The sequence below is a fragment of the Bacillus sp. SIMBA_074 genome, from assembly GCF_046534555.1.
GTDB lineage: Bacteria > Bacillota > Bacilli > Bacillales > Bacillaceae_G > Bacillus_A > Bacillus_A mycoides.
In genome coordinates, this window is record NZ_JAWRYM010000890.1 from 1 (window position 1) to 253 (window position 253).

Annotated in this window: 1 protein-coding gene; it reads left to right on the top strand. The window is 36.4% G+C overall.

What is annotated here, in order from left to right:
* The coding region (locus SB773_RS33320; protein WP_410594724.1) for a hypothetical protein at window positions 1-158 on the top strand (158 nt) is incomplete at its 5' end.
* Window positions 159-253: the final 95 nt, after the last annotated feature.

Below are 253 nucleotides of genomic sequence, written 5' to 3' on the forward strand. Positions count from 1 at the left end.
TTGAAAGACATAGAGCTGCAGTGTTAAGAATGGAAATGGACTATGAATTAGCAACCCTTTTTGAAGCAATTGGTGAAGAGAATGACCAAAAGAGGTCACAATGTAAGCAAAGGCTTGAACGCATCCGGTTGGAACTGTTGAAACTGAAAGCCTTGTAATGATTGGCTGCATAGATCTTGAAGGAGAATGAGTGAAAGAAATGAATCAATTTCAATACAAGGAATTTTATTATAGATGAACGGACACTTATTTT